The organism is Olivibacter sp. LS-1, assembly GCF_008245145.1.
GTDB classification, from domain to species: domain Bacteria; phylum Bacteroidota; class Bacteroidia; order Sphingobacteriales; family Sphingobacteriaceae; genus Olivibacter; species Olivibacter oleidegradans.
The window spans coordinates 3,929,805-3,955,954 of sequence record NZ_CP041643.1 but is presented as its reverse complement, the minus strand read 5'-3'; the positions used below and the strand labels follow the sequence as shown (position 1 = coordinate 3,955,954).

Below are 26,150 nucleotides of genomic sequence, written 5' to 3'. Positions count from 1 at the left end.
TGTTAATATCCTATCTGTATTTTTGTCTATTTATGTGGTACGTCTAATAGATAATAGGGCTTGGCTTGATCTTCATTTCTAAGTATTGGCAAAGCCACATTGAAGACCCGGACACCGCCCGAAGTCACACCGTCGAGCTGGCCGGCATGAGCGTGGCCGTGAAAGGCAGCATAGACCTTTCTCCTATGTAAAGGGTCTGCTAGTCTCGAAGAGCCTAAAAAAGGAAAAATTTGCTCAGGTTCTCCAATTACGGTTTCCTTAATAGGTGAATAATGTAATAAAGCGATTTTGAGAATATTAGGATTGTCTTGCTCCAATCTAGCAAGTGCACGATCCAGCTGCAACGATTCATTTACGGCCTCTTGAACAAAAGATTTCATAGACTCTTCACCAAACATAGATAGCATATATTCGTCAAAGCCACCACCAAAGCCCTTTACACCCGCAAAACCAATATTATCAATAACAATACCTTCGCCATCTAGAATGACCATATTACTGTCTTGCAGAATCTGACGAATTAATTTATGTCTACCTTTTTCGTAATCGTGATTTCCCAATACACCTATAACCGGTATATTGCATGATTTTAATTCAGCAGCCAAAACGGTCGCCTCATCTTCATCTCCTGTATCGGTAAGATCGCCACAAATTAGCAGTACGTCAGCTTTGTTAGCTATTTCCTCGAAACAATCTGCCCAGCGGCCTTTATCACTCACTCGAATGTGAATATCTGCTAGCGCAGCTATTGTGGTTTTAACTTTCTTTCCCATCATTAAATTGTTGTAATTGTAGATGACTTATAATTCCATTCTTTGATATCCACCTCATATTGCGTTTGATCAATCAAAGGACCTCTACATACCTTCTCAACGGGAGGCGGTAGCTCGTATTGCTCTTTCGCTCGCTCTATGAGTTCATCAAAAAGCCATTTAGGTACTATGTGCCGATAGTCGGCCGGATAAACGAATTGAAAAGTTATTAATTGCGCTAGTAAAATGTGCCAATGTTGATCTAGGCGATTTAAAAGATGCTTCCAATCAATATGCTTTCCATATCGTAAAAAGGTATGATTGATATCAGCACTGTCGTTTCTTTCTCGATTCCTAACATACATTTTACACCAAATCAGCTCTTCAGCGGGAATAAATTTGACTGGTACACCAACAAATTCGCCGGTACTCGCACGTACGTACCAGCTGTCGTCTACCGTACAAATGTTATTAACGGTATCGAAAATAATATCTATAAAATAATCTCCCTTAAAGACTTTGGCTAGCCACCTCGCATCGGTCAATTCGGTTCGATAACCATTCAAGGCGAAATGCTTCAGGATTTTTGGATATTCACTGCTTTTACAGAAAATATCGAGATCCTTTGTATTTCTAAAAATACCGGTATAATGAAACATGGCAAAGGCGCCACCTAGCATGTACGGACTACCGCTATCATTTAAAAGTTTTAATGCTTCTTTAAAAAATGCATTGGAAATATCTTTTTGCTCCTGTGTTTCTATCATAAGTTTAGCATTCTATAAGGTTATAACAGCATCTCCGCCTTTTTTGTTCTTTTTCCGTATTGAATATACTTCACTCATGAATAACGAGATTAAAAGGAGTTTTCCTGAACCTCCTAATCTGCTATAGCTTTCAAACCTTAACCGAATCTATTTGTTTGACAACACAATAAGGTAATATTCAAACTATTATGTCTGGAAGAAAAAAAGTATTAATACCATTGAATTTCTCAGTAAAAACCTTTTATGTTCTGCAGTTTGTATTAAAGAAAGCGAATCTCTTCGATTGGTCGGTATTCATTATTTTGTCGTTCGAAAATGACAAATCTGAGAATAAAGAGGATATTGATCAAAAGCTTGAACACTTAATGAGGCAGGCGAAAAACGATTTTCCGCTTGTCCACATTAGGGGAGAGGCAATACAAGGTGACATCTTGCAGTTCCTTTTGGATTTAAACAGAAGCGAACACTTTGATCTCATTGTGTCCGGACAGTATGCAGATATTTTACATTATGCGTCGCGCGACCTTACTGAGGGATTAGTAGAGCAGTGCTATACGCCTGTATTGGTACTTCCCGAAAGCCAGCACTTGCCAAATCTTCGTCATGTTGGCGTGATGACGAGTTTTCATGAAAACGAAATAGAAAGCATTAAACTAGTTGAACAGTTATTTGATGGGAAACTAGATATAACGGTATTTCATGTGGCAAATGAGGAAAAAAAAGAGTTGGCATACGAACGAATGCGTGAATGGGAGCTTGACATTAGGGGAAATATCGAGAAGGTTGATATTCACTTTTTAGTAGTAGAAGCAGATACCGTCCTTGAAGGAGTTAAACGGGCGATAAATGAAGAGGATATAGATGTATTAGTTGTGACTTCAATTGCCAAGACCTTTGTGAAAAAGATATTGTCTAAAAATCTTTTTAAGGAACTTACGCAAGTTCAGGTAATGCGACCAACATTATTCGTAAAATGTGACTAAGTCAAAATTATATAGCTATGCCCTCCACTGTTATAGATTCCGTTCATTACAATGCAGACACCGAAGTTCTTCAAATCGTTTTCACTACTGGCTTGCTGTATCTTTATTACAATGTTCCACCCATAATTTATGAGGAACTGATCCACGCCCGTTCGAAAGGTGCTTTTTTCAATAAAAAGATACGGGGAAACTATCCATTTAAAAAAAGAGAATCACAAATTTGAACATAATTAAAACAGGATATTACAGCCATAGCGCGCTCAAAGGATTAAAACAGAATACATAGCATGACTACATTTTTTGTCGCTGTTCTACTTGGAATAATTTATGTGCTATATGTGTGATTACCTTAATAAAAAAAAATGGCTATAAGAAAAGACAAGCGCTTATCCCCTTTAAAAAACAAAGCCTCTAAAAAGAGGGAAGAAGAGGACAAGCCCGATTTATCCTATGAAGCGGGAGTAGATCCACAGAAGGACCAGATAAATGAGGTTCCAAAAAATACAGAAGACTGGCAGAATGCAAATGATGAGGACAAACTAGGGGAGAAAAATAAAAGTTAACGGATACAAACCGATACGAAACTATTCTACAATTTCCTGCCTTTTTCATTAATAATAAGTGCCTCCTTTTCAATTGCAGGTTGCTTAATTCTGCCAGGCTTTTTGTCTGGGTTCTTTTTCTGTAGCATACCGTTCCGTTCGTCTGTCCCACCATTGTTCAGTTGCTGATTACGTTCATTTTTCTTTTTCCGATCCATATAATAGTCATTTTATCTTTCTAAACTTATAGCAAACGCCGTTCCGCTACCCTCACAATTGACCAATCGCATCTCATCTTCCGGCCTGGTTTTATAGATGTACTAATAAATGGATAAGTTGTTTATTTATCCGGAATTCTTTCAATCTCCAACGCGTCTTATTGTTAGTAATCTTCTAATAGATTTTATTTTTTTATTCATTTCAGTAAAAAAATATGCTTGGCTCGGTTTTTTAGCAATGGAAGTAAAGTTTAGTTGAATTTATAATATATCCTTATGAAAAAGTTATTGTTTACAGCTGCAGTAGCAGCATTTATTTTTATTGGATGCGGTAATCGTCAAGGCGATACAAACGATGGTATGGGAGCTGGGGATGGAACAGATACATTACAAGAACCCATGCATCCCAATGATACTTCAGGAATGGCAGCACCGGTTGATACCGCAATGGATACAACATCGATGCCTTAATTAACAATGAACCAACAAGAAAGGAAAACCCATATAATGGCACTTTCTTGTTTTCTATTAACCTTAATGAGAAAAGTAATGAGCAGTTCTAATCAAAATGTACAAGATCCGCAAAAAAAACACCCGGTACCGCCCTTCCCTCAACAAGAGCAGGAGGCACCCGGAGTTGAGCGGGAAATGGAGCCAAAGGCTGACCATGGAGAAGAAAGTTATCGAGGGACAGGTAAGTTGAAAGGAAAGAAAGCCATTATTACAGGAGGCGATTCGGGTATTGGAAAAGCAGCTGCAATCGCCTTTGCACGCGAGGGCGCTGATGTTCTCATCAGCTATTTGGCAGATGTTGAAGATGAAGATGCGAAGGACACCGCCCGATGGGTGCAAGAAGCAGGAACCAAAGCGCTCCTCGTAAAAGGTGACATAGGCGAGGCCTCCCATTGTCGATCGCTAGTTGAACAGGCGATTACCGAATTTGGACAAGTAGATATTCTTGTGAACAATGCCGCATTTCAAATGGGACGAGAAAGCTTACAGGATATACCGGAAGGAGAATGGGAACACACCTTCGCGACAAATATTCATAGTATGTATTATTTATGCAAGGCAGCGGAACCTTACATGAAAAAGGGCGCAAGTATTATTAACACCACTTCTGTAAATGCCTATTCTCCCACACCCATATTATTAGCATATGCAGCTACAAAAGGCGCGATCCAAAACTTCACGTCGAACCTAGCACAATTATTTCTAGAGCAAAAGAAGGGTATACGAGTCAATGCAGTTGCCCCGGGTCCTGTATGGACGCCTTTAATTCCTTCTACGATGCCTAATGCGGATAAGTTCGGTGAAAATACGCCAATGGGACGTCCGGCCCAACCTGCTGAAATGGCTCCGATTTACGTTTTTTTGGCGTCTGACGAAAGCAGCTATATCTCGGGGGCAACGATACCTGCTACCGGTGGACGAGTTACTATTTAGTATAGACAGATTTTAAATTTATTTCTTCTTAACAATGTACCAAGAGCAATTGTGGTGGCGTCATGGCATTATATATCAGATTTATCCTCGTTCGTTTAAAGATAGTAACGGGGATGGTATAGGCGATTTAAAAGGGATTATCCAACAGTTAGATTACCTAGAATGGTTAGGAATTAGAGCGGTATGGCTGTCACCAATTTATCCTTCGCCGATGGCTGATTTTGGCTACGATATATCAGATTATAAACAGATTCATCCTATATTCGGCGAGATGCACGATTTGGAATCACTCCTTGATGAACTTCATAGGAGAAACATGAAGTTGATATTGGATCTAGTGCCTAATCACACATCCAGCCAACATCCCTGGTTTATCGAGTCCAAGTCATCAAAAGATTCACCAAAGCGTTCTTGGTATATTTGGGAAGATGCCAAACCAGATGGCTCGGCTCCTAATAATTGGCTTAGCGTATTCGGTGGAAGCGCTTGGGAGTGGGATGAAGATACACAGCAATATTATTATCATGCATTTTTAAAAGAACAACCAGACCTTAATTGGCGAAACGAAGATGTTCAAAAAGCGATGTTGGAGGTAATGCAATTTTGGTTGGAAAAAGGCGTTGACGGGTTCCGCGTTGATGTTATGTGGCATTTAATTAAAGACAAACAACTTCGGGATAATCCGCTCAATCCTGATTTTCAAGAAAGGGATGCTAATTATAATCGTCTGCTCCCCGTATATTCTACCGATCAGCCGGAAGTGCATGAGTTAGTTGGACAAATGCGTGCGCTACTCGAACAGTATCAGGAGAAAGTGTTGATCGGTGAAATATACCTGCCAATCCAACGGCTAGTTACCTACTATGGAATTAATTCGAGTGGTGCGCATTTGCCTTTTAACTTCCAATTACTCACATTGCCGTGGGATGCCCAACAAATTGCTGTTGCCATTGATGAATACGAGGGGGCAATTCCGGAAAATGGTTGGCCCAATTGGGTTCTAAGCAATCACGATAAGCCGCGTATAGCTAGTCGTATCGGAGGCCAACAGGCAAGGGTTGCTGCATTTTTACTACTTACACTAAGGGGAACGCCAACAATTTACTATGGAGACGAGATTGGCATGTACGATGTTCCTATACCAAGCGATGAAGTGCAAGATCCCCAAGGACTAAATATGCCCGGTAAAAATTTAAGCCGGGATCCCGCCAGAACCCCCATGCAATGGAACAATGGTGAATTCGCCGGTTTTTCAACAGTTAAACCATGGCTTCGAGTCGACAAGCGTTTTAAACGGGAGAATGTAGAGATTCAGAAAGATAATCCTTATAGTATGCTTACCTTGTACCGGAAGCTTATCAAGCTGAGGAATGAAGAGCCGACATTGCAATACGGCAACTATGTTCCTATATTTAGCGATCAGCAGTTGATTATTTATAAACGAGCGCTCGAAGGATATCCTACCTTTCTTATCGCATTGAATTTAACGCCAAGACCCGCTTATTTTAAACAACAAGGCAAGACCGTTTTAAAAGGCGAGGTAATTTTAGCAACAACACCCGAGACTGAGGGTCTATCACTTGAAGAAGAAATCTATGTAGGTGGGGATGAAGCACTGGTTATTCGATTAGAAAAAAACAAAACCGTTTCTGCACCTGTTCTTAATACATGAAAGACCTATGCTCTCAACATTGGTTAAAAGAAGCTGTCATCTATTCGTTGGACGTTCGAAGCTTTAAAGATGCTGACCACAACGGATTAGGTGATATTCAAGGGCTTATATCTAAATTGGATTATCTTCAATATTTAGGTATCAATTGTATTTGGCTAGTACCTTTTTATAGCTCAGACGAAAAGGATGGGGGATATGATGTGGTTAATTACTATACAGTTGATACTCGGTTAGGAACACTGCAGGACTTTGAAGTACTGGTAAAATCGGCCGCAAAAAGAAATATTAAAATAATTATCGACTTGGTAGTTAATCATACAAGCAATCGACATCCTTGGTTCCTTGAAGCAATATCCGATAGAGGCAGCAGATTTCACGATTTTTATATATGGAAGGATGAGAAACCGGAAAATGACAAGGAAGATTTGGTATTCAAGACTGTCGAAGAAAGCAATTGGGAATATAATCACCAGGTGAATCGTTATTACTACCATACTTTTTATCACTTTCAACCCGATTTGAACGTGTCAAATCCCGCAGTTCAGGAAGAGATTCTTCGAATTTTAAACTTCTGGATGCAGTTTGGCATTTTTGGTTTTCGCATTGACGCCGTTCCACACATACTTAAAAACAAAGGCGACGAGCGTTTTGAAGGAAACCCCTATGACGTTCTAGATCGATGGAAGGAAGCTGTTCTTAAAATCAATAAAGACGCGATTCTTATTGGAGAGGCGGATGTTGAACCGGAAGACTATCCCCGTTTTTTTAACAAAGGGAAAAAACTTGATGGATTATTTAATTTCTTCCTGAATAACTATCTGTTTCTCGCTCTTGCAGAACACTGTGCTAAACCGCTAATAAACGCTTTTAAACGCTTACCCTTCTCAAATGGCCACGGTCAGTATCTGAACTTTCTTCGAAACCATGATGAATTGGATTTGGAACGATTAACAAACGATGAACGAGCCCGCGTTATGGAAGTTTTTGCACCCTGTCCATTTATGCGAATCTATGATAGGGGCATTAGAAGAAGATTGCCTCCTATGTTGAACAACAATCGAATGCATATTTGTTTAAGTATGAATCTTCTATTAACACTCCCTGGAAGCCCTGTAATTCGTTATGGTGAAGAAATCGGAATGGGAGATGATTTGGACTTGCAGGAACGACAAAGCGTGCGAACAGCTATGCAATGGGACGATACATTCAATGGTGGTTTTTCTTCCGTTTCACCACCCGAGCTTAAGTGGACAGTGATTGATGGAGGAGTTTATGGATATCAAAACATCAATGTTTCCAAAGAAATGGATGACGAATTTTCAATATTATGTCAAACAAAAAAAATAATCGCCTCTCGAAAGGAGTATAAGCTGGCTTTTTGCAGTTCGTTTCAAATCTTAAAGAATGATCATCCGCAAATATTCATTTATCGATATGATCTCAATGACTATGGAATACTTATCATTAATAACTTTTCGTATACAAATGCAGACGTGGAAATAGATCTAACGAAAGAAAAACCGGTGCTAACCTGTGTGTTGGGCAGCCCCTTATCAATGAAAGAATCTGCCGGAAAAATAAATCTCATACTCTCTCCTTACAGTTACCTTTGGTATAAGCTGTCTAAACTGGAATAGCAATTGTTTACCTATTATTAAATATATTTTTAAACAAATAAATTTTATACCTATGAGCACATCGAATCAAACAAGCAATCACAATGAAATAAAGCAATGGGCAAAAGAACGGGGTGGTGTCCCGGCCAGAGTAAAAGGAACAGGAAATGGCGAAGATGCAGGTATTTTAAGAATCCATTTTCCTGAACATAGTGAGCATAATGACGACCTGGAGGAAATAAGCTGGGAAGATTTCTTTGAAGAATTTGAAGAAAATAAACTGGATTTTCTTTTTCAGGAAAAAAAATCAGATGGCGAACAGAGTACTTTTCACAAATTCATTCAGCGAAAATAAAGGAGATGGCAACAACAGCAAAGCGAAAACCGGAAACGAAGAAGAAAGCGCTCGAAGAACCTACGTTGGAAATCGAAAAAAAAAGGCAAGCTCCCGGAAAAAAAGATCTTTCCAAATCATATAATGCCTTTAAGCAATATGGCGGCAAGCAATATACAGGAATGGCAATCGGCAGAAGTCACCATTGGGAATATGACCAGGGTGACTGGAAAGAAACAAAGATTACACCGGACCTTTGGGAGATTTTTTATGCAGTAACTAAGCGACGGAAGGGACATGCGCCAAAAGGGTCGGGTGTTCCGGTAGGAACGGAATACCATTGGTATATTTTGGCTCATCAAAACGTAAAAAAGTTAAATGCGAACGACTATTCCACGGAGATGTCCGGTTTAAAATTTAAGCTTGCTCATAAACGTGCAGATAGCGATAAGTGGAGTACTAAGGCACCCACCCAACGTAAGCACCTCGTTAAATTTCTTAAAGAAATCATTGCCCAGCTAGAAAGCGACCCTATTCCATTAACCTTCGATTACGAAGGAGTGCATTACGAAGGCGAGGGAATACCAATAACCGAAACATGTCATGAAGGCGTGTGTTACGAGTTATCCATTACCTTAAATGATAAAAATTTGGGCATTATCCGTTGCGCCAAAAGCGGTTGGAAAATGGACGGAGTTGAAAAAGGGCTTGTGAAAGCGATAGGAAATCAAATCTTTTTATATTTCGAATGAACGAGATCTCATGGCAAAAAGGAAAGGAGTAGCGTATATTGGGACCTCTGGGTGGCACTACAAACATTGGAAAGGGCCGTTTTATCCCGAAGGACTAAAAGAATCGGAACAATTAACATACTTCGTAACGAAAATTCCGACGGTAGAGCTCAATAATTCCTTTTATAGACTACCTTCTTCCGAAACGTTCAGCAATTGGTATCGCGCGGTGCCGGCGCATTTTAAATTTGCAGTAAAAGGAAGCCGATTTATAACACACTTAAAAAAACTGAAAGTACAAAAAGAGGTTGTTGACGAGTTTATTGAGCATGCGGGACACCTTAAAGACAAATTAGGGCCAATACTTTTTCAATTACCTCCAAAATGGAATATTAATGAGCAGCGGCTGATCGATTTTCTGAAACTTTTACCGAAAGATCATCGCTTTACCTTTGAATTTAGGGACGGGTCTTGGTATGAGGATCGAATTTATCATATACTTGAAAAAGCGAATTGTGCCTTTTGCATCTATGAATTAGCTGGTCATCAATCACCAATTATTGTGACTGCCGACTTTGTTTATATCCGATTGCATGGCCCGGGCGCTAAGTATCAGGGCAATTATACCGACGAACAGTTGCGCAAATGGGTTGATCGATGCCAAGAATGGCAAAACGAGGGTAGAGATGTTTATGTATATTTCGACAACGACCAATCGGGCTTTGCTGCATTAAATGCCCAAAGCATGCAAAAAATGCTTACCGAATAACTTGCCATCCAAGAATCGTATGCGGTATGACGAGCCGTCTTTATATTTTACAGAAATACCCTTAAAATATGGAAACCATGAACAGCGATGATGATAAAATAAATGTAAATACCATTGAACGAATTATTTCAGTAGGTTTCGGCGCATTGCTTTTGCGAAGTTCATTGAAAAAATTCAACCTTTTGAAGACAATTCCTAGTATCTATTTAATATATAGAGGAATTACAGGTAGGTGTTTATTATATAATGCGATTGATCTGGATAGCACTGAAAGACATAATGTTAATGTTAGGAGTTATTTTACTATTAATAAGCCTCGTGAGGAGCTTTATCAGTATTGGAGAAATCTAGAAAATCTTCCTTCATTCATGGAACATCTTCTATCGGTAAAAGTTCAGGAGAATAAATCTACCTGGACTGCTAAAATACCAGGGTATCACCGTGAGATTACATGGGATGCGGAAATTGTAAAGGATGAACCAAATGAGCTAATCGGATGGCAATCGATTCGTAATCCACTGATTTTTAACGCCGGAAAAGTGGTATTTAAAGATGCTCCAAATAATCAAGGTACCGAAATAACGGTCATCTTTAGCTATAGACCTCCCGCCGGTATTTTAGGAGAAGGGCTTGCAAAAGTACTAAATAAGCCTTTGGAGTATTTAATAGCAAATGAAGTAAGGGGCTTTAAACAAATAATGGAAACGGGAGAACGAGCGACGAACAAACTGAATAAAGAATAAGTATTTACAGCATGCTGTTGTTCGATTCAACAATCTAAGATGATGTATAAACACTCGCCGAACAGGTGACACGATAGAATTATAAATATGAAAGCATTATGTTGGAATGGCGTTAGGGACCTCAAGGTAGAACGTATACCTGATCCTACTATTGTAAATCCAAAGGACGCAATAGTTAAAGTTACGATGAGTTCGGTTTGCGGGTCCGACTTGCATCTTATAAACGGTTTTGTCCCGAGCATGAAAGCAGGCGACGTAATCGGCCATGAGTTTATAGGAGAAATCGTAGCGATCGGAAAAGAGGTAAAGGGATTACAAGTAGGCGACCGGGTGGTACCGGGTGGTGGTTGTTTCTGTTATCGGCTGTGGAGAGTGCCACTATTGTAAGCAACAAACCTGGTCGCTTTGCGACAATTCGAATCCAAATGCCGGATTACAAGAAAAGATTTATCAATATCCGACAGCAGGTATTTTTGGATATTCGCATTTATTTGGAGGATACGCAGGTAGTCATGCCGAATTTATACGCGTTCCATTTGCAGAATACGGGGCCTTTAAAATTCCGGAAGACATACCTGACACCAAGGCAGTTTTCGTTTCCGACGGTATTCCCACCGGCTTTATGGCGGCAGAAATGGCCTCCATAAAGCCAGGAGATATCGTGGCGGTTTGGGGCGCAGGAGGTGTCGGACAAATGGCAATACAGAGTGCTTACTTAATGGGCGCTGAAAAAGTTATTGCAATTGATCGATTTGACTACCGTTTGGCAGCGGCTGCCACCTATAGCCATGCAGAAGTGTTAAATTATGAAGCAACGGATATATTGGAGGCGTTGAAGGAGTCAACAGGAGGAAGGGGCCCGGACTGTTGCATCGATGCAGTCGGGATGGAGGCCCATACGACTGGGATGGAACATTATTACGATCGATCCAAGCAATTCTTAAGACTGCAATCCGATCGCCCGGCGGTGTTAAGACAAGCTATAACGGCCTGTAGAAAAGGTGGAACGGTATCAGTTGTGGGCGTATATGCCGGTTTAGTTGATAAAATCCCAATGGGTCTGTTTTTGAATAAAGGTCTGACAATGCGAGGTGGACAAATGCACGGGCAACGTTATGTCCCTCGGCTTTTTGAGCATATCCGCAACGGAAAAATAGATCCATCTTTTTTATTGACACACCCGATGTCATTGGAGGAAGGAGCGTATGCATACCGCATTTTTAATGATAAACTAGATAATTGTATGCGTGCAGTGTTCATACCTTCTCAATCATTCGTTGGCGACTAATGAAAAAATTTCCATTGAAGCAATGAACAAAGCCCTTCAAGCTCTGGAAAAACACTAAAGGCATTTACGCCCAATGTGTGTAATTCATCGCGAACGGACTCTTGACATTTTCCAGGAATCATGATTTTGAGTAACCGAGATGCAAAGTCTTCTTCCTGATGTAGGGAAAGTCTTTTTTTAATGGATTCCGTGCTTTGAACAGTAAAAACACCTGATTGATTATTGATACGTTGCTTGATGATCCGAGGTCGGAACAACCTTGTCTTATTTACCGTAAAGGGATTATGATTCTCTTTCATATTTAAATAGTGTGCTTCCGTAGCCATCAATATCCATATAGTAGCATAGGGTTGCCGGGATCGCTCCATCTTATATTGCTCGGTAGCAAACCATAGCGCTGTTAAGGCATTATTCGACCAATCTAAGAGGCGTGTAGGCAGTCCATAATGTTGACCCAGGGTGAGGTAATCCCAATCATTCATTGCTTGATGTTCCTTCACCAATAAGAAATTTGCCCTTTTAAACTCTTCAAGTAATTGTTGCTCAACTTTCAGAAGATCTCCCTTAGGGCGTAATCTAAGTAATTTCGAAACCAGAGGATAATCAGCGCCTGGCCCCTAAAAAGAAAGTCATGGCTTTCCCTTTCGTTCTGTTTTCTCTTAAAATCTTTAATGGTATCAAGATATTCGTTGACAGAGGTAATTTCTGCTTCCATCACATGATGTTTCTGAAATATATACTAAAAACGTACCGAAGGCCGTACAGTCTGTGAAAACCGGCATGTATATCGCTTTTTATTACATAACATAAACTTGTGATATGAAACCAACAAAAGCTTTTTTTCCAAGCATTGTCGGCACCACAGCAATGACGATCTTCAGCTATGCTGTTTCCGGCTCACGAGAGGAAAACTTCAAAGAACCGAAACTTCTCGCTGAGCTAACATCAGATTTTTTTGCAAAAGAATACAAATACATAGCTAAGCCGGGTGGTTGGGGTATGCACTATGCGATGGGACTTGCAATGGCGACTGTTTTTCAAGAGTTTTGGAAACAAAGAAAGCGGAAGCCTAATGTAAAGGATAGCGCTTATGCGGGGCTAATTAGCGGTTTAACCGGTATTCTTATTTGGCAAACTCTTTTTAAGGTGAGTGCTAATTCACCAAAAGTTTCTATTAAGCGTTATTACGGCCATTTAATTTTAGCACATTTGATTTTTAGTGCCGGCGTCGCGTTAACAAGCAGATTAGTAAGCCCTTTTAAAAAATATAGGTAGATTCATTCAATCGCCATAAACTTAGTACCGTCGGGTACAACGGCAGCGCCGCTCACTTTCATTTTACTTTTCATCATTGGAAAGTGCACCTTTTCCAACCTCCGTTCTTTCTTCTTAAACAGATAATCACTTAACAAAGGAAGGCACTATAATCATATCCACAAAACAACTAATATCTAGGCCTTTAATAGATCGCCACTGTAGGTAGTTTTGGTCGGTGGGAAGTGCTGTTTTTCTACCGGTTATATCAGAAATTAGGACATAGAAAAAATCTTGCCAAATATGCATAAAAAATAATATGAAAAACGAATATCGACATCCATACAGTGGATGCTGTAATAAACACATCTTATCAGCCAATTTTAACCTCGAAGAGTTTCTGTTCTTTTTTTTACGAAACCAACCCGCTATTTAGGCACAAATCCTGTAACTCTATTATCAACTAATCTTATGAGAGATCAAAACAGAACAAGTATGGGAAAAGATAAAAATGGCAGTTTCGTGCCACCAAAAGGACGTCCTTCGGGCACAGGCCGAGAAAGTAGCGGACTACGTGATGCGTTTGCCGTTACTGGGTTAGATGAAGACAATGAACTGGCGGAAAAATATACCAGCGGTCCGGATAAGCCGGCAGCAGGTATTACAATTAGGCATCAAAATAGAAATGTCGACAAGGGACGGGATAGAGAAGAAGAGCGGTAAATTAAATAAAAATCGGTGAACATAAAACAGTAAGATTATGGCAAATTCAAAAAAAAACACAGAAGGAATGCCCAATGCGCATCTGCATGAATTATTTGTAGACGAATTGCGAGATATTCTAGGAGCCGAAAAGCAACTTTTGAAAGGTTTGAAAAAGATGGCCTCCAAAGCCAATGGTGAAACCCTAAAAAACGCATTTCAGGAACACCTATCGCAAACAGAAGAACATGTGGAGCGATTAAAAAACGTATTTGATTCCATAGGTCTAACAGCAAGGGGAAAAAAATGCAAGGCAATGGAAGGGCTGTTGAATGAGGCGGAAGAAATAATGGAAGAATTTGAAAATGGGGAAGTGTTAGATGCTGCTTTAATATCCGCAGCCCAAAAAGTGGAGCACTATGAAATTGCAAGCTATGGATGTCTGGTAACCTATGCCAAATTGATGGAACATTCGGAAGCGGAGGAATTGCTAGCCACTACTCTTAATGAGGAAAAGGAAACAGACGTGAAATTAACGGACATTGCCATGTCTGAAGCCAATGTTGCTCAATAGTTCATTAGTTTTATTTAAGTGCAAAGCCCCAGTCAGTTTTAGATTGGGGCTTTGATTTATTTCATACCCCGCATGATAGGAGCAATATATAATCGTAATCAAGTAAATTTTAGCGTATGGGCACCCCTTAAGGAAACAATGGTGCTACACATTGTATCACCTAAGGAGGCGAAATATAACATGAAACCAACTAGCGAGGGCTATTTTTGTTACAAGCTGAAAGATGCAACCGGTATCATTCGATATTTTTATCAACCTGATGATAATGAAAAGGATTATCCTGACCCGGCCTCACGTTTTCAACCAGAAGGTGTACACGGTCCCTCTCAGGTAATTGACCATGCGCGGTTTCCATGGGAGGATGCCAACTGGCGCGGCATTGCTTCCCACCAATTACTTTTATATGAGCTACACGTGGGTACCTTTTCAGATGAAGGGACATTTGAAGGGGTGTTATCGAGGCTTGACGACTTGAAAACCTTAGGCATTACCGCGCTGCAGCTGATGCCTATTTGCCAATTTCCCGGGTTGCGAAATTGGGGTTACGACGGAGTTTATCCCTTTTCGGTTCAAAATTCTTACGGTGGTCCGATGGGGCTCAAAAAACTGATTAACAAATGTCACGAAAAGGGGCTAGCTGTTTTCATTGACGTAGTCTATAATCATTTAGGCCCGGAAGGAAACTATCTTGGCGAATATGGCCCGTACTTTACTGATAAGTATATGACTCCTTGGGGCCAGGCGATCAATTTAGATGGGGAATGGAGTGACGGTGTCCGTAATTACCTTTTGGCAAATATTGCGGAGTGGTTTGTTCATTACCACGTGGACGGTTTGCGAGTTGATGCTATCCATGCCATGTTTGATAATGGATCAGTTCCTTTCTGGGAGGTGGCCTGTGCCTATGTAAAGGAGCTTGAACGTGAGTTGGGGCGCCGATTATATATGATCGCTGAAAGCGATTACAATCATCCCCGGATAATTCAGCAAGGGAGCGGAGGACTTGGTTTTGATGGACAATGGTTAGACGATTTCCATCACGCATTATATACGCTGGTCTTTCCGGAGGGGAAAAAATTTTATCAAGATTTCGGAAAGATAGAACAGCTTTCCAAAGCATATAAAGAGGGCTTTGTACACACCGGTGAGTACGTGGAAGCGAGAAAGAAAAGATTCGGTGCTTCCTCTGCCGGTATACCGGGTAGTAAATTCGTGGTCTTTAATCAAAATCATGATCAGATAGGAAATAAAGGGCAAGGCGAACGTCTATCAACCAGTTTGGACTTTGAAAGACTCAAAATAACGGCAGGCGCTGTTATTCTATCACCCTACATTCCGATGTTGTTTATGGGAGAAGAATATGGTGAAAAAAATCCATTTTCTTATTTTATTAATCACGGTGATCCACAGCTGATAAGAGCGGTAAAGGATGGTAGAAGAAAGGAATTTGGAACGTTTATGGATAAAGAGGATGTATCAGCACCGGAAGATCCCGACGTATTCGAACGCTCCAAATTAAATTGGGATAAGCGAACAATAGGAAAGCACGCAATGATATTGGATTGGTACAAAAAACTGATCAAGCTTCGGTTTTCTGATCCGGTTTTTTCTAACTTTAATAAAAAAGATATACAAGTCAATGTGATCGATAGGCTTCTTGTCCTACAACGAGTGAACGAAGGAGGAAGAGATAATACATTATGTCTTTTTAATTTCTCCGAAGACGAAACTATGTATAAGATACCTATCGGCTTCCCTTATTGGAAGGAACTACTTTTTCATGATCACTCACCGGTTTATTACCAAGGGACTTCGGTGGCTATTACACCGTGGGCGGTGTGGATATTAAAGACTCTCGAAGCGCAAGAAGAAGTATATTAAATAGCATTTGCCAATCATCTCCATACGAGTGATTATCGCATTTCTTCGAATAATATAGGATATGCGATCAATCACTAAGGGTTCTGACGGCCGACAAAGTCATTGATAATCTGTATGCTCATTTTGCTATTTTTTTCGATAGACGTAATAATCTTTTGTATATCTTCCTCGTTCAATGATTTCAATCTTTCGTTTAGCAAACGGGATAGATTTTTGATGTTGCCCAAAGGCCCACCTAAATCATGCAATAGAATATGAAGGATGGAGTCTTTTTTATCATTCAGCTCATTCAAATAGTCTATATCTTCCTTTATTGTTGTGATGTCAGTCACATAACCTAAAAATAGTTCTTTATCTAAACTATTGTCAATACGTGCATATAGAGAAAGGATACATGTTTTCTCGTTAGGGAGTATCGTCCTGAATTCAAAATCGGTGAGCGAATTTCCCTGACGTAAAAATGGGAGATATTTTTTCAAACGCCGGACATCATCCGGATGAATAATACGAGTGAGTTTATTTATACTCTTATCGCCGGAGCGGATGCCGAAAAAAGACTCAAATGATGTGTTAGCATAGCAAAAAAGCTTATCTGTTAAACTGTATATGAAATAATAGCGATTGTCTTCCGCAATAAGTGAAAGTAAAAGTTCCTCAATATTCTTCATAAAGAGTGTATTTGGAAGTTAATCGTTTGTTACCCCAATATTAAATCGGTTAAATTAACAAAAAAGAATTGCAATAGCTACAAAGTTTGTGAACATTTGGCCCCTATGTACTTCATAGTAAATCAATGACAGGCTACAATCTAACTGTTGTATAAAATTCCGTTTAATATAAACGACTGAAACAACGAGCTTGGTTTTTGATTACATAAATTCGTAGTTTTGCATTAAATTCTCTCAGTGTACATTAGTAATAATTGCGGATACATTATTGGAAACACCCTTTCAAACAGCGAAACTGGGCAACAGACCGATTATCTTCCTTAAAAAAAGAATTGAAACCTTCGATTTTAAGGTCTATACATTGTTTCTTTTTAAAATTGATCCCATTGTAGCAAAGGAGGAAATTATACAATATTGCCGAAGCTATAATGCAGATAAACTCTCTAATACGACACTTTACGCATTTATTTTTTTTGACAACGAGAAATATGCTGATTTTCCTAAACGAGCTGCTACCTACATTTATAATACGCTGGAGGATAGCCTAGCTGTCCAACATATTAAAGCTGTATACATCTCCAATGTTATTAACGGTTTTAGCAAGCTTTTTTATTATCCAACAAGTTATTTCTTTGGTCACGCGGAAGAACACTATTATCTGGATGGTTTAACAAAGAATATAAAGTAGGCATACAATAACTGTATCTCTCAAATTTACCGGAAATGTAACCCTGATCACTCGATTATTTTATCGAGATTTGACTTAGGTTAAAATCCGCTTAAATATGGCTAACGATTTACTTAAAGCTTATTTTGCCCTCGCTGTTGTTTGTATAGTATGGGGCACTACTTATTTTGCTATGCGCATTGGTGTGAATACCATTCCGCCTTTTTTATTTTCCGGATTTAGGCAGGTTGTGGCAGGAGGAATACTATTGCTTTTCCTAAAGATAACCGGCAAGTTGAACGCGCTTACCAGGACTAATTTTATACGTCAAGCAATCCCCGGAATACTGATGATTACGCTTGGTAATGGTGTTGTAGGTTGGAGCGAAAAATTTATTCCCAGTGGTTTAGCTGCATTGATTGTCTCTATCATGCCTGTGTACATCGTTGTCGTTAGTTTTGTAAGCGGGGTAGATCGTAAAATGCCAAATATAGCAATAGTCGCAGGACTAATCATGGGGACTTTGGGTATTATACTCATTTTCAACGATAATTTGAGTGATTTGTCTAATCCATCCTATTTTACGGGAATGCTCGTAGCTTTCGGTGCAGCCTTAGCCTGGGCATCAGGAAGTGTGTACACAAAATATAAACCATCAAAGGCTGATCCACTTGTTAACGCCGCTATGCAAATGCTCATCGGGGGCATAGTGCTGCTACTAATGAGCCTTTTTTTAGACGACTTTAAATTAATTCAGCCAGTTTCCAGTGATAGCTTTTGGGCTTTAGTGTATCTGATTGTGATAGGATCGCTTCTATCATATCCCTGCTTTATTTATGCTTTGGATAAATTACCAGTGGGATTAGCTTCCATCTACGCTTACATCAACCCGCTTATTGCCTTAATGCTTGGCTTCTTTTTACTAAACGAAAAATTGACGACGATGTCGCTGCTAGCGTTATTTACGACTTTAACCGGTGTCTATTTTATCAACAGAGGCTACCGTCAGAAAAATCACACGCTTCGTTTGACAAGCTCAAGAAGAGAACCGTAATTATTGGTTATTTTAAATAATTTAAACATATATGTAGCATAATTTCATCAAGATTCGTCTACTAAGTAGTAATGCGTATTACTTTTTGTTTATTATTTATTTATTTAAAAACTAACAGTTATGGAAACTAAAAATCAAATGAAGAAACCCTTCTTTGCCAGATTCTTAGAAGGACAAACAGCTCAAAATGCTAAAAATCAGGATGGTAATCAGCAATCTCCAAAGTCCGAGCTTCATCAATCGCCGGATTGGAATGTTACGTTGAAGTTCCCTTCGGACAGTGACGAGGGTCTGTAAGGTATCTGAATCTTAGCATCTACAAGGGGTTGGCGCCGACCTCTTGTCCATTTTGATTGACATGATCTTATGTATTACCCATTCCAGTGACTTTTATACTATCGACATCGTTCAAAACGCCTTAAATCGTATGGGTGTACCATCAATCCGGTTAAATGTTGATGAATTTGCGATAAATTATAAAATTCATTACGATTTTACGGATAACGGACGGCAACTTTACCGATTAAATATAAACGGGTTAACCATTGAATCTTCTCAAATCACGGCCGTTTGGTATCGCAAGTTATGGGACTTAACAGTTCCCGGCGATTTGGATCTAACTTATCGATCTGTGTTCGTGAAAGAGTACCGTACCTATTTACAGTTATTCTTTGATAGTTTGAAAGATTTATATTGGATAAATGATATGCAAGTAGACCATGCTGTTGGGGGCAACAAAATATATCAACTGAAAATTGCGAATAGCGTCGGTTTACGGGTTCCCAAAACCACTATTAGTAATGAAGCGGCAACTATCCGAGCGTTCTATAAATCCTGCGTAAACGGAACGATCATGAAGCTTCATGGTGCTTTAGAGAAAAGTATGCATGCCAAATCGTTTCTTCCAACCATAAAGCTGGCCGATGAAGACTTGAAGAACCTGGAAGAGTTATCCTACTGCCCTATGATCTTTCAAGAGTATATAGACAAGTTATATGAATTACGGATAATTTATGTTGATGGTGAGTTTTTCACCGGGAAAATTCAGCATAAAGAGATGCAGACTGACTGGAGAATCACTCGGGGGACCTCTCCATCTTGGGAGCGATATCCACTGCCAAATGAAATAAAGCATAAATTACGAAGGATGATGCAACGCTTAAATCTGGGCTTCGGAGCGATTGATATGATAAGGAATAGGGAAGGTGCTTATATCTTCCTTGAAGTTAATCCGCAGGGTGAATGGGGTATGCTCCAAAAAGAACTAAATTATAAGATCGGAGAAACACTAGCAGAAAAACTAATTGAGCACGCAAGGAAAAATGAACAATAAGAAAGTATTAATTATTACCCACGAAGGTGATAACGCCTGTGTAGCAAACGTTACAGATCATATAGAACAGATTGGTGGTAACGTAATACGATTTGATGTAGATAAGTATCCAACAACGGCCTCCTTAACAAGTTCATACAACAAACAGGGGTGGTCTGTTGAGCTAGAAGGAACAATGGCTCAATTGTTGGACGACAATCTTACCGGTGTTTGGTATCGCAGAAGCCATTACATTGGTAGAAACCTTAAAAACCTAATCCATGATGCTTATTTACCCGCGACATTGGGAGAGGTTAAACGGACGCTCTATGGAATGGTAGAATCGTTGCCCTGCTTTCAGATGGAACGTTACAGCACCTATCGACGATTAGATAGCAAAGAAGAACAATTGAAAATAGCACATAAATACGGTATGCAGATTCCTGCAACCTGCATCAGTAATTCGCCACAGAAGATAAAAGAATTTATGCAGCAAGTTGGGGGTGAGTTTGTTGCCAAGATGCAAAGCTCTTTTGCAATTGTTAAGGATAATATAGAACAAGTTGTATTTACAACTCTTTTAGATCCTGAGGATATTGAACAATTGGAAGACATTCAATATTGTCCTATGATCTTCCAAGAAAAGATAGAAAAAAAACTAGAATTGCGTGTGACCATTGTAGGCTACGAGTTTTTCGCCTTTAGCATCGATTCCCAAAAGCAGGAAGACACAAAGATTGATTGGCGTAAAGATGGACTTAGCTTGATAAACGAATGGAAACCTTTTCAGCTGCCGGAGAGAATAAAGAAAAGCCTGACACTTTTGATGGATTATTATCAATTGAACTATGGGGCCATTGATCTCATTGTAACTCCCGATGATGAATATTATTTTTTAGAAATTAATCCGGCAGGTGAATATTTTTGGCTGGACCAAATGTGCGGGCATGCCATTTCACAACAGATCGCCAAGGTACTTATAGGAGCCGCATTAAGAAGAGAGTAACAACATGCAAAAACGATCCGGTGATTTTTTTGTATTAATTGTATATTCTATTAGTCTCTATCAACAGCATAAACCAAGTGTTAGGGGCATGAATAAGAAAGTTAATATTAATAAGTGAAATGACAGCATCTTTTTTGCCTATAGACCTCAATACATGGCCGCGAAAGCCTTATTTTGATTACTTTTATTATCAATTGAAGACCAAGTACAATGTCAATCATCACTTGGAAATAACCGCGTTGCTCAATTCCATTAAAAAAAGACAGCTGAAATTTTATCCTACGTTTCTCTATCTTATAACAAAAACGGTGAATCAAAACGAAGCGTTTAGAATGGCTTTCGATGAAAATGGCATTTTGGGACTTTGGAACTTTTTAGTGCCATCATATACGATTTTTCACAAGGACGATAAAACATTTTCGGATCTATGGAGCCCTTATTACACGGGGTTTAATGACTTTTATACCACCATTTTGCACGACATGGAACAATACCGAGATATCAAAGGTATTCGTGTGAAGGCCGGACGTCCTGCTAACTTCTGTCCCATTTCTGCACTTCCATGGTTAAGCTTTACAAGTATTAGCCAAGACACTTACAGTGACTCGGATCTACTTGTTCCTATCATTAGATTTGGTAAGTACTATCAAAATATGGAAAAAACCCTACTGCCATTTTCTATATATGTACATCATGCAGTGGCCGACGGTTATCATACATCCAAATTTATTAATGAGCTGCAGGACTTATGCCGGGAAATTGATGATTGGATAGATTCGTAGATGCTAAGGGATCGAAAAGTCGCAAAACTGATCATTATTGGAAACATCTTATCAAAGAAGGGGGCACCGAAGTCGCTTGTGGCTGGCTAACAGATAAATTTGGAATAAGTTGGCAGATTATTCCAAAGAAACTGAGTGCATTAGTAGGAAATCCGGAAAAGCCCCAAGGGTGATGGCTGTTTTGATGCAAATGAAAAAAGTTGATCATTGCTGATTTGGAAAATGCATAACTGTGTTTCTGCTTTTCTATCTTCTTATGTCCACCGTATTAAACTCGTCGGGTGCCCTCTTTTTTGAGCTTATATGCGGGACCTGCTTTTACAATGTTTACAGTGACATATAAAGTATACAGATATCTACTGAATATACACATAACGGCATGCCTTAAACGGTTGATTTTCATTGTGGCCTGAGAATTGCTTATATATGCTGATCGTAAAAAGTAGACACGAATGAAGAAGTTGATTTATATTCTTGAAGATGAGTCGGATATAAGGGATATATTATCTATTTTCTTATCTGAATATGCAGAGGTAAAAACTTTTGGGAACATTAAAAGCTTTAAAGAAGCCATGCTGGCTGTTATTCCTCATCTATTTTTACTGGATATAAATCTCCCTGATGGAAATGGATTGGAACTTGCAACTGATATTTCTAAAAATCAATTGGCTAAGAACAAACCAATAGTTATTATGTCTGCCCACGCAAAAGGTGATGATTTGCAAAAAAGAAAAGAGATTAGTGCTTTTATTTCAAAACCTTTTGACTTAAGTCAGATGGAGCAAAAAGTAGTCGAATTATTAGAAGCATCTTAGTGATTTGGATAAAAGAAAAGACGGGCAATATGAAGTCACTGCCCGCCTAAAGGCGCGACCTATGGCCAGGATGTCTCAGTCATGGGAAGTACCATAATTTCCGGGATCACAGTTTCTTTTGGTAGTGATAGCACATACCGAACAGTATCGGCTACATTTTCAGGATCTTGTAGCAAATTAACATCGATGTCGGGGAAACGCTCCAGTAGAAAGGGGGTTTTCATTCCTCCGGCAATTACGGCAGTGACCTTTATACCCTCTTTACGCCCTTCCACGTGTAGGGCATGACTAAAGCCCAGCAATCCCCATTTACTCGCGTGATAGGGAGAGGCGTTAGCCCAAGCTCGTTTGCTCGCTGTCGACACGATATTCACAATATGTCCTTGTCCATTCTTTTTCAAATATGGGAAAGCGCTTTTTGAAACAATAAAGGGGCCACGAAGATTGACACTCATTACTTGGTCCCATTCATTGAGGCTTAATTCTTCCACTGATTTAGTATAATCTACTCCTGCATTGTTTATTATCACATCAAGTCGGCCAAAATGGTCTACTACTTGTTTTAGTACGTTTATCACACTGGTTTCATCACTTACGTCCATCACATATGATTGTGCATTGCATCCGGCAGCTGATATTTCCGCTGACGTATGTACCAAATCATTTTCTCTTACATCTGTTAATGCAATGCTGGCACCGTCTCTTGAAAGCCTCTTACAAATTGCTGCTCCTAGACCACGACCAGCTCCGGTAACTAAAACTACTTTATCTTGCAGTGAATTTTCCATAATATATATTGTTAATAATTTGTCTGATTAGATTGCCTCAATTGCATTGATTTTTCGATTACTAGTTCGAACGCGTCCAGCCAGTCGCGAATGAATCGATCCATTCCAAAGTTTTGTATTGCTGTCTCCCTAGCATTATCCCCCAATTTTTTGGCGTGAAGTGGATCATCGAGCAACAACTGCATTTTATTTATCAAATATGACACATCCGTATGAATGTACCCAGACTTTCCATTGTCTACGGTCATGGCCATCTCCGTAGTCGCTAAGCCTATAATTGGTAAGCCTACCATCATCGACTCACAGACTGCCAAACCTAAACTTGTGTAACGTATCGGATTAAAGAAAAAACGATACTTCGAAATGAAGGATGGTAGCTCAGGAGGCGCTATCTCTCCCAATCCACCGGCCACTTCCGATTCCATACCGATTAGATCTAAAGGAACATACTTTTGCACTTGCTTAAAAATATCGTAACCTAATCGCCTCCCTCGCTTCGCTATGCCATTGATTACTACAACTCCTTTTTCAAGCACTCCGGTATAATTGACGTCTTTAGGGATCAAAACTCCATGTTGGATCACTCTAGTAGGTGTACGATTATTGTCCCACATCAGATTGTTAAAATGGGTTACATGTATTAATAGGACCTCAGGATCATCTACTATATGCCGCGTATCGGTAGGTACCTCTCTCGGTGGATCATGTTCTAAATAAATCTTAGGTAGAACTCTTTGACGTTCATCTAAAATTTCATACTGATCTTCGAGGTAGTTCTTTCTCGACTGGAACAAAATGCAATCAAAATCCATGTCCTTTAGTTCAGAAACCGGTACCTCATATACATTGTCTCCCCATTTAAAAGTTCCGGAGCGACCGCCGTATCCTTCCGGTCTATCAGACATTACCGGTAGATAGAACTGGCACGGTACCTGAGAAAGGTAGTAAAGATAACTACCATGTATATGCCAGGTTAAAATTCTTAATGGCTTTTGCGATATTATTTGCATAACTGTCTATTTATATTTCTTCGTACATTCTTGCTTCTATTTATCATTTAATAAAATTTTCACTTCCCTTAAAACTTCACTTACTTCAATGCCTCTTACGAACGAAAAAAGGTGTTCACAATTAAGATCCCGAGGTTCAAAAGGGTAAGGTTCATTCGGAACGACACCGCACCTAGGGCATTGCATATCCCACGATATAACAAATCGGTGCTTTTTCGTAAATAGCGGTCCCCATTTAGCGAAGTTGGGTGCCCAATATATACCTACCGTTTTAGCGCCAGCAGCCCTTGCCAAATGAAGCGGTCCTGTATCGTTAGAAACGACCAATTCACTTTTGGCAAAAAGTGCTCCGAGCGTTCCCAGGGATACGTTGCGGCAGGCGTAAAAAGCCTGATTTTGCATAGTTGCAATGATTTCCTGAAGGTATTGTTCATCCTCATTGTCGCCAGTGAATAGGACAGTAACCCCGCTTTTTACAAGCTCGTCCGCCAATTGTGCAAATTTATCCGGAAGCCATCGCCTTCGAAGATCCTTAGCACCGGGATGCACAATGATGTAAGGCTGACTAATAACCAAATTTTGCAAAATCTCCTTTGCATTGGCATACTCAGCAGGAAACAGGGTAATTTCGGGCTCTAAAGTATAGAGCAATGCCCCCACTAAATCTATCAGCTCTAAATAGCGCATTACCTCGTGCTGATAATGGACAAAAGGAATGCAGTAATCTGTATCTATGGCCTCCCTGCATGTATGCCCTATTGTCACGCGGGCGTTTAATTTGCTTATAAAGGGATTGGACGCTATACCTCTGCCTTGAAAATGAATAGCTAGATCGAACTTCTCTTCTTGCATACGTTGAAAAAAATGGTCTATTTCTGCTTGATCTGCCTCTTTTCCTTCTTCATCCCGAATACCTTTATACAGGGGAACCACAACAACACGATCGATTACCGTTCGCTTTTTGACAAGAAATTCGGCGTGCCAAGGACTTCCCAGCAGTACAATCTCAGCCTCTTCATAAGCGTGTTTAAGAGCATGAATGGCTGGCAGGGTAACAAGAAAATCTCCAAGAGCGTTGGCTCTTAGAACGGCTATTTTTTTTACCTCTTTCTCTTTAATTTTATTCATCTGTTGTAGCGTCGGTTACTTCATCCGATAAGTCATTTATATATGTGCCACTATCACAAATCCCTACTAAATCAGCAAAGTCAATAATATGTTCTTTCATCAGCTCTTTGATTGTGGCAGGTTCGGTGGCTGCCGATAATTCTAAGCGTGTATCCAGTGCATATAATCTGAATACATAATGATGAATCCCTTTGAAGTATTTTGGGCAGGGGCCTTCATAGCCAAACGTATGATTATTGCACAAACCTTCAATTCCACCGGCAGGTACCTGCCCTTCTTCAATTAACGTAGTGGCAGGAGGAATATTAAAAACATGCCAATGCGTCCATGGGACTGGAGAAGCGTCTATATCTTCGATCAACAATACTAAGCTTTCGGCATCAGAAGGAACACCTTCAAATACGAACGATGGGCTAACATTTGAGCCTAAACATGTAAATCTTTTCGGAATCTCGGTACCTGGTTCAAAAATGCTTCGTATTTTCATCTGTTTTTTTTTTCTTCGTCAAACTATTCATGCATCGTAAAGCGCAAAATCTGCCACGAATACAACCTCGCTATAATCATTTTGATTATCGAAAATTCCGTATCTTAATGATTGCCAGAACCGGACAGACAAGCACAAACTCCTATCCAAAAAAGGAAAAG

At 39.7% G+C, this 26,150-nt stretch carries 35 protein-coding genes; 25 read left to right on the top strand and 10 right to left on the bottom strand.

From position 1 onward, the window contains the following. Positions 1–26: 26 nt before the first annotated feature. On the bottom strand, positions 27–776 hold the full coding sequence (locus tag FKG96_RS16295) for a metallophosphoesterase (protein ID WP_130855893.1): 750 nt from the start codon (positions 774–776) through the stop codon (positions 27–29). Beyond that, entirely contained in the window at positions 776–1,519 is a 744-nt protein-coding gene (locus FKG96_RS16290; protein ID WP_130855894.1) for a nucleotidyltransferase, read from the bottom strand. Before FKG96_RS16290 ends, FKG96_RS16295 begins: the two co-directional genes overlap by 1 nt. A 188-nt stretch (positions 1,520–1,707) precedes the next feature. Here FKG96_RS16290 and FKG96_RS16285 point away from each other — a divergent pair, with 188 nt between their 5' ends. The 3 genes from FKG96_RS16285 to FKG96_RS16275 all read left to right on the top strand — a co-directional run bounded on the left by FKG96_RS16285 (position 1,708) and on the right by FKG96_RS16275 (position 3,065). Beyond that, positions 1,708–2,502: a hypothetical protein gene (locus tag FKG96_RS16285; RefSeq protein WP_149105710.1), complete on the top strand. Its 795-nt coding sequence runs from the start codon at positions 1,708–1,710 to the stop codon at positions 2,500–2,502. 17 nt (positions 2,503–2,519) lie between these two features. Beyond that, positions 2,520–2,726, top strand: a complete 207-nt coding sequence (locus FKG96_RS16280) for a KTSC domain-containing protein (protein WP_013667064.1) — start codon at positions 2,520–2,522, stop codon at positions 2,724–2,726. Positions 2,727–2,864: 138 nt separating this feature from the next. After that, the gene (locus FKG96_RS16275) at positions 2,865–3,065 is read left to right on the top strand and encodes a hypothetical protein (protein WP_013667063.1); all 201 of its coding nucleotides are present in this window, start codon (positions 2,865–2,867) and stop codon (positions 3,063–3,065) included. Between the two features lie 26 nt (positions 3,066–3,091). Here FKG96_RS16275 and FKG96_RS26780 read toward each other — a convergent pair whose 3' ends face one another. Then, positions 3,092–3,262 carry a hypothetical protein gene (locus FKG96_RS26780; protein WP_165446958.1) on the bottom strand — a complete coding sequence of 57 codons (171 nt, stop codon included), beginning with the start codon at positions 3,260–3,262 and terminating at the stop codon, positions 3,092–3,094. Positions 3,263–3,538: 276 nt separating this feature from the next. On the opposite strand from FKG96_RS26780, the gene FKG96_RS16270 reads away from it, so the two are divergent. From FKG96_RS16270 to FKG96_RS16230, 10 genes are all read left to right on the top strand, one after another. After that, positions 3,539–3,733, top strand: coding sequence for a hypothetical protein (locus FKG96_RS16270; protein ID WP_130855896.1), 195 nt, complete (start codon positions 3,539–3,541; stop codon positions 3,731–3,733). Positions 3,734–3,811: 78 nt separating this feature from the next. Beyond that, positions 3,812–4,708: an SDR family oxidoreductase gene (locus FKG96_RS16265; protein WP_130855897.1), complete on the top strand. Its 897-nt coding sequence runs from the start codon at positions 3,812–3,814 to the stop codon at positions 4,706–4,708. A 34-nt stretch (positions 4,709–4,742) separates the two neighbouring features. Then, positions 4,743–6,380, top strand: coding sequence for an alpha-amylase family glycosyl hydrolase (locus FKG96_RS16260; protein WP_013667059.1), 1,638 nt, complete (start codon positions 4,743–4,745; stop codon positions 6,378–6,380). Then, positions 6,377–8,017: an alpha-amylase family protein gene (locus tag FKG96_RS16255; protein WP_130855898.1), complete on the top strand. Its 1,641-nt coding sequence runs from the start codon at positions 6,377–6,379 to the stop codon at positions 8,015–8,017. Before FKG96_RS16260 ends, FKG96_RS16255 begins: the two co-directional genes overlap by 4 nt. Positions 8,018–8,069: 52 nt before the next feature. Next, the gene (locus tag FKG96_RS16250; protein WP_013667057.1) at positions 8,070–8,351 is read left to right on the top strand and encodes a hypothetical protein; all 282 of its coding nucleotides are present in this window, start codon (positions 8,070–8,072) and stop codon (positions 8,349–8,351) included. A gap of 5 nt (positions 8,352–8,356) precedes the next feature. Further along, positions 8,357–9,082 (top strand): hypothetical protein, encoded by a 726-nt coding sequence (locus FKG96_RS16245; RefSeq protein ID WP_130855899.1) that lies wholly within the window; start codon positions 8,357–8,359, stop codon positions 9,080–9,082. 10 nt (positions 9,083–9,092) lie between these two features. Further along, on the top strand, positions 9,093–9,830 hold the full coding sequence (locus tag FKG96_RS16240; RefSeq protein WP_130855900.1) for a DUF72 domain-containing protein: 738 nt from the start codon (positions 9,093–9,095) through the stop codon (positions 9,828–9,830). 68 nt (positions 9,831–9,898) lie between these two features. Then, positions 9,899–10,573, top strand: a complete 675-nt coding sequence (locus FKG96_RS16235; RefSeq protein ID WP_130855901.1) for an SRPBCC family protein — start codon at positions 9,899–9,901, stop codon at positions 10,571–10,573. Between the two features lie 87 nt (positions 10,574–10,660). Beyond that, positions 10,661–10,960 (top strand): alcohol dehydrogenase catalytic domain-containing protein, encoded by a 300-nt coding sequence (locus FKG96_RS27000; protein ID WP_246860293.1) that lies wholly within the window; start codon positions 10,661–10,663, stop codon positions 10,958–10,960. Further along, positions 10,914–11,861: a zinc-binding dehydrogenase gene (locus FKG96_RS16230; protein WP_246860292.1), complete on the top strand. Its 948-nt coding sequence runs from the start codon at positions 10,914–10,916 to the stop codon at positions 11,859–11,861. Before FKG96_RS27000 ends, FKG96_RS16230 begins: the two co-directional genes overlap by 47 nt. Here FKG96_RS16230 and FKG96_RS16225 read toward each other — a convergent pair. Beyond that, the gene (locus FKG96_RS16225) at positions 11,858–12,415 is read right to left on the bottom strand and encodes an FRG domain-containing protein (protein ID WP_246860337.1); all 558 of its coding nucleotides are present in this window, start codon (positions 12,413–12,415) and stop codon (positions 11,858–11,860) included. The genes FKG96_RS16230 and FKG96_RS16225 overlap by 4 nt on opposite strands. Then, entirely contained in the window at positions 12,412–12,576 is a 165-nt protein-coding gene (locus FKG96_RS26775) for a hypothetical protein (RefSeq protein ID WP_168204567.1), read from the bottom strand. The genes FKG96_RS16225 and FKG96_RS26775 overlap by 4 nt, the downstream gene beginning before the upstream one ends. A gap of 104 nt (positions 12,577–12,680) precedes the next feature. Here FKG96_RS26775 and FKG96_RS16220 point away from each other — a divergent pair, with 104 nt between their 5' ends. The 4 genes from FKG96_RS16220 (at position 12,681) to treZ (ending at position 16,272) form a co-directional block, all read left to right on the top strand. After that, positions 12,681–13,136: a hypothetical protein gene (locus FKG96_RS16220; RefSeq protein ID WP_149105708.1), complete on the top strand. Its 456-nt coding sequence runs from the start codon at positions 12,681–12,683 to the stop codon at positions 13,134–13,136. A 474-nt stretch (positions 13,137–13,610) separates the two neighbouring features. Next, entirely contained in the window at positions 13,611–13,838 is a 228-nt protein-coding gene (locus tag FKG96_RS16215; RefSeq protein WP_130855904.1) for a hypothetical protein, read from the top strand. 37 nt (positions 13,839–13,875) lie between these two features. Then, positions 13,876–14,391, top strand: a complete 516-nt coding sequence (locus FKG96_RS16210; protein WP_013667047.1) for a ferritin-like domain-containing protein — start codon at positions 13,876–13,878, stop codon at positions 14,389–14,391. A 72-nt stretch (positions 14,392–14,463) separates the two neighbouring features. Next, the gene (treZ, locus tag FKG96_RS16205) at positions 14,464–16,272 is read left to right on the top strand and encodes a malto-oligosyltrehalose trehalohydrolase (RefSeq protein ID WP_130855905.1); all 1,809 of its coding nucleotides are present in this window, start codon (positions 14,464–14,466) and stop codon (positions 16,270–16,272) included. A gap of 74 nt (positions 16,273–16,346) precedes the next feature. Here treZ and FKG96_RS16200 read toward each other — a convergent pair whose 3' ends face one another. Further along, positions 16,347–16,940 carry a PAS domain-containing protein gene (locus FKG96_RS16200; protein ID WP_130855906.1) on the bottom strand — a complete coding sequence of 198 codons (594 nt, stop codon included), beginning with the start codon at positions 16,938–16,940 and terminating at the stop codon, positions 16,347–16,349. Positions 16,941–17,208: 268 nt separating this feature from the next. Here FKG96_RS16200 and FKG96_RS16195 point away from each other — a divergent pair, with 268 nt between their 5' ends. From FKG96_RS16195 to FKG96_RS16160, 8 genes are all read left to right on the top strand, one after another. After that, positions 17,209–17,628, top strand: coding sequence for a hypothetical protein (locus FKG96_RS16195; protein ID WP_130855907.1), 420 nt, complete (start codon positions 17,209–17,211; stop codon positions 17,626–17,628). 97 nt (positions 17,629–17,725) lie between these two features. Then, the gene (locus FKG96_RS16190; protein WP_130855908.1) at positions 17,726–18,661 is read left to right on the top strand and encodes a DMT family transporter; all 936 of its coding nucleotides are present in this window, start codon (positions 17,726–17,728) and stop codon (positions 18,659–18,661) included. A 120-nt stretch (positions 18,662–18,781) separates the two neighbouring features. Then, positions 18,782–18,958: a microviridin/marinostatin family tricyclic proteinase inhibitor gene (locus FKG96_RS16185; protein WP_130855909.1), complete on the top strand. Its 177-nt coding sequence runs from the start codon at positions 18,782–18,784 to the stop codon at positions 18,956–18,958. Between the two features lie 61 nt (positions 18,959–19,019). Beyond that, entirely contained in the window at positions 19,020–19,994 is a 975-nt protein-coding gene (locus FKG96_RS16180) for an MvdC/MvdD family ATP grasp protein (protein ID WP_341273586.1), read from the top strand. After that, positions 19,984–20,979 (top strand): MvdC/MvdD family ATP grasp protein, encoded by a 996-nt coding sequence (locus FKG96_RS16175; RefSeq protein WP_130855911.1) that lies wholly within the window; start codon positions 19,984–19,986, stop codon positions 20,977–20,979. Before FKG96_RS16180 ends, FKG96_RS16175 begins: the two co-directional genes overlap by 11 nt. 119 nt (positions 20,980–21,098) lie before the next feature. Continuing rightward, complete coding sequence (locus FKG96_RS16170; protein WP_130855912.1) at positions 21,099–21,761, top strand: chloramphenicol acetyltransferase; 663 nt, start codon at positions 21,099–21,101, stop codon at positions 21,759–21,761. Then, positions 21,746–21,934 carry a VOC family protein gene (locus tag FKG96_RS16165; RefSeq protein ID WP_041387554.1) on the top strand — a complete coding sequence of 63 codons (189 nt, stop codon included), beginning with the start codon at positions 21,746–21,748 and terminating at the stop codon, positions 21,932–21,934. The genes FKG96_RS16170 and FKG96_RS16165 overlap by 16 nt, the downstream gene beginning before the upstream one ends. A 279-nt stretch (positions 21,935–22,213) precedes the next feature. Further along, positions 22,214–22,576 carry a response regulator gene (locus tag FKG96_RS16160; protein WP_013667037.1) on the top strand — a complete coding sequence of 121 codons (363 nt, stop codon included), beginning with the start codon at positions 22,214–22,216 and terminating at the stop codon, positions 22,574–22,576. A 59-nt stretch (positions 22,577–22,635) separates the two neighbouring features. Here FKG96_RS16160 and FKG96_RS16155 read toward each other — a convergent pair whose 3' ends face one another. From FKG96_RS16155 to FKG96_RS16140, 4 genes are read right to left on the bottom strand one after another with little or no spacing between them, the layout of a single operon-like run. Further along, positions 22,636–23,364: an SDR family oxidoreductase gene (locus tag FKG96_RS16155; protein WP_130855913.1), complete on the bottom strand. Its 729-nt coding sequence runs from the start codon at positions 23,362–23,364 to the stop codon at positions 22,636–22,638. 11 nt (positions 23,365–23,375) lie between these two features. Beyond that, positions 23,376–24,374, bottom strand: coding sequence for a glycosyltransferase (locus FKG96_RS16150; RefSeq protein WP_130855914.1), 999 nt, complete (start codon positions 24,372–24,374; stop codon positions 23,376–23,378). Between the two features lie 36 nt (positions 24,375–24,410). Next, positions 24,411–25,502 (bottom strand): glycosyltransferase family 9 protein, encoded by a 1,092-nt coding sequence (locus tag FKG96_RS16145; RefSeq protein ID WP_130855915.1) that lies wholly within the window; start codon positions 25,500–25,502, stop codon positions 24,411–24,413. Beyond that, positions 25,495–25,989: a YbhB/YbcL family Raf kinase inhibitor-like protein gene (locus tag FKG96_RS16140; RefSeq protein ID WP_130855916.1), complete on the bottom strand. Its 495-nt coding sequence runs from the start codon at positions 25,987–25,989 to the stop codon at positions 25,495–25,497. Before FKG96_RS16140 ends, FKG96_RS16145 begins: the two co-directional genes overlap by 8 nt. Positions 25,990–26,150: the final 161 nt, after the last annotated feature.